The 4,761-nt window shown below is 74.1% G+C and carries 5 protein-coding genes; 3 read left to right on the top strand and 2 right to left on the bottom strand.

From position 1 onward, the window contains the following. The 3 genes from E2E34_RS31620 to E2E34_RS31610 form a co-directional block, all read left to right on the top strand. Window positions 1-291: DUF485 domain-containing protein (locus E2E34_RS31620; RefSeq protein WP_138905284.1), on the top strand; the 291-nt coding region annotated here is incomplete at its 5' end. After that, window positions 288-1,931, top strand: a complete 1,644-nt coding sequence (locus tag E2E34_RS31615; protein WP_138905283.1) for a sodium/solute symporter — start codon at window positions 288-290, stop codon at window positions 1,929-1,931. The genes E2E34_RS31620 and E2E34_RS31615, both read left to right, overlap by 4 nt. 63 nt (window positions 1,932-1,994) lie before the next feature. Next, entirely contained in the window at window positions 1,995-2,411 is a 417-nt protein-coding gene (locus E2E34_RS31610) for a thiol-disulfide oxidoreductase DCC family protein (protein WP_425573406.1), read from the top strand. A 20-nt stretch (window positions 2,412-2,431) separates the two neighbouring features. Here the strand turns inward: E2E34_RS31610 and E2E34_RS31605 are convergent, their stop codons facing one another. Further along, window positions 2,432-3,325, bottom strand: coding sequence for a cellulose-binding protein (locus E2E34_RS31605; protein ID WP_138905282.1), 894 nt, complete (start codon window positions 3,323-3,325; stop codon window positions 2,432-2,434). A 256-nt stretch (window positions 3,326-3,581) separates the two neighbouring features. Beyond that, window positions 3,582-4,761, bottom strand: a 1,180-nt coding sequence (locus tag E2E34_RS31600) for an SUKH-4 family immunity protein (RefSeq protein ID WP_208765394.1), incomplete at its 5' end; no start/stop codon positions are given.

Here is a 4,761-nt window from a genome sequence, read left to right as displayed (position 1 = left end):
GGCCACCACGGCGACCTGCGCAGGCTCCGCTCGGCGTACCGGCGGCTGCGCCGCGTCGCCACGCTCACCGCCCTCGGCTACTTCACGCTCTTCCTCGTCCTCTCCGGCTTCGCGCCCGGCCTGATGGGCGGCGAACTGCCCGGCGGCCTCACCACCGGACTCCTGCTCGGCCTGTGCCAGCTGCCCGTCACCCTCGCGGCCATCGCCGTGTACGAGCGGTCCGCCCGCCACCGCGTCGACCCGCTCGCCGCGCACCTGCGCGGACAGAGCCGCCGGCGGCGCACCCCATGACCGGATTCAGCGAGTCCGCCCAGGAGACGTCCCTGGTCGCCTTCATCGCGGTCGCCACCGTGACGCTCCTGCTGTGCGTCATGACCGGCCCCGACCGCGACGACCTCGCCGAGTTCTACACCGGCTACCGCTCCCTCTCCCCGATGCGCAACGGCCTCGCCATCGCCGGCGACTACATCTCCGCCGCCACCGTCCTCGGCACCATCGGCGTCATCTCCCTCACCGGCTACGACGGCGTCGTACTGGCCCTGAGCACCGCTCTCTCGCTCGTCCTCCTGATGTTCCTGCTGGCCGAACCCCTGCGCAACGCGGGCCGGTTCACCATGGGCGACGCCTTCGCCCGCCGCGCGCCGAGCCGCGCCGTACGGATCACCGCCGGCCTGGTCACACTCGCCGCGCTGCTCCCGCTGATGGTCGTCCAGCTCGCCGGGGCCGGCGACCTCCTCGCCTTCATCCTCGGCTTCGACAGCTCGGGTTTCCGCACGGGCTGCATCGTCGTCCTCGGCGTCCTGATGATCAGTTACGCCGCCATCGGGGGCATGAAGGGCACCGCCCTCATCCAGATCGTCAAGACCGTCTTCCTGCTCGGCACGGGGGTCGTCCTCGCCGTACTGGTCCTCGGCCACTTCGACTGGAGTACGACGCGGCTCCTCGACGCGGCGAAGACCGGCAGCGGCGCGGGCGACGCCTTCCTGCGCTCGGGGCTCCAGTTCGGCGGCAGCGGACTCGACATGATCAGTTCCGAGCTGACGGTCGTGCTCGGCGCCGCCTGCCTGCCGCACATCACGATGCGCATGTACAGCTCGCGCGACGCCCTCGCCGTACGGCGCTCGATGTCCTGGGCGGTGTCGGCCGTGGTCTTCTTCTGCCTGCTCATCGCCGTGATCGGCTTCGGCGCCGCGGCGCTCGTCGGCCGCGGGCCGATCATCGCCTCCGACCCGCAGGGCAACACGTCGATCCTCCTGGTCAGCCAGGCGCTCGTGGGCGGCGGGCCGTCCGCGCTCGAAACCCTCGTCTTCACCTCGGTCACCACGGCGATCTTCCTGACGCTGCTGGCCTCGGTGGCCGGGATGATCCTGGCCTGCGCGAACTCGCTCGCCCACGACCTCTTCGCGCACGGCCTGCGGCGCGGGTCCTCCCCGTCGGGCGACGCGGGCGAGATGGCGCTGGCGAGAGCGGCGGCGGTCGGCGTCGGCGTCCCCGCCATCGCCCTCGCCGTCCTGGCCCGCCACTGGAACGTACAGCCGCTGGTCACCCTGTCCTTCTGCATCGGCGCTTCCGCACTGGCCCCGGCCCTCGTCTACAGCCTCTTCTGGCGCCGTTTCACCCGGGCCGGCCTGATGTGCACCCTCATCGGCGGGACGCTGTGCGTGATCGTCCTGATGACCGGCACCAATCTGGTCTCGGGCTCGCCGCACGCGGTCTTCCCGAGCCACGACTTCAACTGGTACCCCTTCACCACCACCGGCCTGGTGTCCATCCCCTTCGGCTTCCTCATGGGCTGGCTGGGCACCTTCCTGTCCCACCGCGGCCGGGGCGAACAGCAGCGCCGCCAGTACGAGGCGGTGGAGGCGTGGATCCTGGCGGGCGCGGGCGAAGGCCCGGGCGGCAGCGAGCGGGGCAAGCCGCCGGCGGGGTAGGAGCGCACGGGCCGCCCCGCCGCGTCAGGGGATGTTCGCGGCCGCGACGGGCACCATGGACTCATGCGGACCATGGCGGCGATGCGGACCCCGCGGACCGAACCCGTGCTCGTGTACGACGGCGACTGCGCCTTCTGCACCACCTCGGCGAACCTCGCCGAGCGGTGGGTGCGGCCCCGGTGCGCGATGACGCCGTGGCAGTTCGCGGATCTGGACGCCCTCGGCGTCACCCGGCGGCGGGCCGAGTACGAGGCACTGTGGGTGACGCCCACCGGCGCGGTGCACGGCGGCGCGCAGGCCGTCGCCAGACTGCTGCTGAGCGCGGGGCGGGGGTGGGCCGTGCTGGGCGCGCTGCTCACACTGCCGCCGCTGAGCTGGGCGGCCCACGCGGTGTACCGGCTGGTCGCGAACAACCGCGGCCGCCTCCCGGGCGGCAGCCCTGCCTGCGCGCTCCCGCCCGACCGCCGCCCGCCTGCCTGATCCGGCGCCGCCCCGGGGGGTCAGCCCTCCGCCGGGGCGCGGCCGGTCAGGGTGGCCAGGCTGGTGCGTACGTGGGTCATGTGGGCCTGCATCTCCTCGCGCGCGTCGTCGTGCTCGCGCAGGACGCGCTCGGTGTCCCGTACGACGCGCTCCTCACGCACCCGCGCCTCCGCGAGCAGCTCGGCCGCCCGCGCCTCCGCGTTCTCCTGACGGTGCCGGGCCGCCTCCTCCGCCTCGGCCAGGGCCCGCTTCGCGTCCGCGAGACCGCCCTCGGCACGGTCGGCCAGTTCGGCGTGCCGGGCGTCCGACTCGGCCGCCAGCGCGGCGAACTCACGCTCCGCGCCCTCCCAGCGCTCCGCGTGCGCCCGCTCCTGGTCGGCGAGCAGGCCCGCCGCGCGCTGCCGTGTCTCCTTCAGCGCCGCGAGGGCCTCGGTCCGCCACTCCTTCACGTCCCGGCGCGCCCCGGTCCTGGTCTCGTCGGCGGTGCGCTGGGCGCCGAGCAGGATCTGCCGGGCGCGGGCCTCGGCGTCCGCCAGTACCGTCTCGGCGTGCGCCCGGGCCGCGTCCCGGACGGCGGCGGCCGCCGCCGCGGCCTCGTCGCGGAGGGCCTGCGCCTGCTCGCGTGCCGTGGCCGCCAGCTCCGCCGCCTCCTCCTCGACCACGGCGAGAAGGTGCTGGGCGCGCTCACCGAGGCTCTCGTACGTCTGGGGAGCGAGCCCGTCGGCCAGTTCGCGCACGCGCGCCGCCTCGGCCTCCATCTCCTTGCTGAGGACGGTCAGACGAGCGGCACGCTCCCACGCGGCGTCGCGTTCCTGGGAGAGCCCGGTGGCGTACCGCTCCACCTGGTCCGGACGGTAGCCGCGGCCCCGTCCGGCGACGAAGCCGTGAGGTGACGGTGAAACCGATGCACTCATCCTGGAAGCCTCTCTCCGACGCGCAACACAATCCGTCGCAATCTTGGCGGATCAGGTTCAAGCGCTCAAAACCCGACACTCCGCCCGACCGTCCGGTCAAGGATGCGCCAATTGCCGCCAGAAGCCGGAATCGAGGCGCCGTCGCGCGGCGCACCCAAGAGCTTTTCGGCCGCCCGATCCGGCCCCCGGGCACACGAAAGGGGGCACCCGGCCTGCCCCTCGGGCCGAGCGCCCCCTGTCCCGCTCCGACGGACCGTCAGAGCAGGCCGTCCCACATCTGCTCCAGCAGCACCGACCACCAGCTCTCCGGCGACGCCAGCGCCGCCGGGTCCAGCGCGGCCAGCTGCGCCTGGAAATCGACCGTCCAGCGCCCGGCCTGCTCCGGCGTCAAGCCGAAACGCAACCGCCACATGTGGCCGAGCAGCGCCAGCGAACGGGTGAACTCGGGCAGCCCCGTGTTCACGAACTGCGGCGGCACGGGCTGACCGCCCGGCCCCGACTCCACCGGCACGGCCACGATGTTCGCCGTGCCGTACTGCACGCAGATCGCCCGGCCGAAGTCACTGCCCATGACGAGGTACGAGCCCGCGTCCGACGCCGGCTGCACCCCGCGCTGCGCCGCGAGCTCCGCGAGCGTCGGCACCGGCTGGCCGGGCACCGCCTGCGCCCAGAAGAACGGCCCGAAATCGACGGGCAGTCCCGCCCAGACGAGCGTGCGCGCGACGATCTCCGGCACGCCCTGACGCGACACCGCGGCCTGGTCGAAACGGAAGACGCCCTGCGGCCCGAAGGCGCCGAGCAGCTCGTGCGCGACCCCCTCGGGCGGGATCGGCGGCGCCTGCATCAACTGCCCGGGGGGCGGCAGCGGCACCCGCACCGGCGCGGGGCGCGCCGGACCGTCCGCGACCTGGTGCAACTCGCCCTGGTGGGTGAGCAGATGCCGCATGCCCTGCCGGCGTACGGCGTGCTCCTTGCCGTACGGCGCCACGCTCGTGATCCGCACCTGCGGCCACGTCTCGCGGATCATCCGGGCGCAGTAACCGCCCGGCAGTTCGCAGGACTCCAGCTCCGTGTGCAGCTCCAGCACCTGCTGCGGCGGCACGTTCATGGCGCGCAGCTCGTGCAGGATCTGCCACTCCGGGTGCGGAGTGCCGGGCGCCGAGCGGCGGATGAGCTGCTGCTCGCTGCCGTCCTGGGCGCGGTAGCGCAGTACGGCCTGATAGCCCGGCCCGACCGTCGGCAGCCCGGTCGGCTGGGGCTGCGGGTACCCGTAGCCCTGATGCTGCGGAGGCTGCGGCACCGGCGGCGCCATCGGCGCGCCGCCGGGCGGCATCCCGGGCGGCCCGGGAGGACCGGGCGGCTGCGGGGCACCGGGCGGCGGACCGGCCGGGTTGGGGCCGGCCAGCATCGTGGCCGCGTGATGCACACCCCCGCCG

Origin of the sequence: Streptomyces albidochromogenes (assembly GCF_005981925.1) — a bacterium.
Classification (GTDB): domain Bacteria; phylum Actinomycetota; class Actinomycetes; order Streptomycetales; family Streptomycetaceae; genus Streptomyces; species Streptomyces albidochromogenes.
This window is presented reverse-complemented; position numbering and strand designations above follow the sequence as displayed.

Coding starts and splice junctions, on each gene's coding strand:
- E2E34_RS31615 (WP_138905283.1), top strand. CDS start 288: ATGACCGGATTCAGCGAGTCCGCCCAGGAGACGTCCCTGGTCGCCTTC.
- E2E34_RS31610 (WP_425573406.1), top strand. CDS start 1,995: ATGCGGACCATGGCGGCGATGCGGACCCCGCGGACCGAACCCGTGCTC.
- E2E34_RS31605 (WP_138905282.1), bottom strand. CDS start 3,325: ATGAGTGCATCGGTTTCACCGTCACCTCACGGCTTCGTCGCCGGACGG.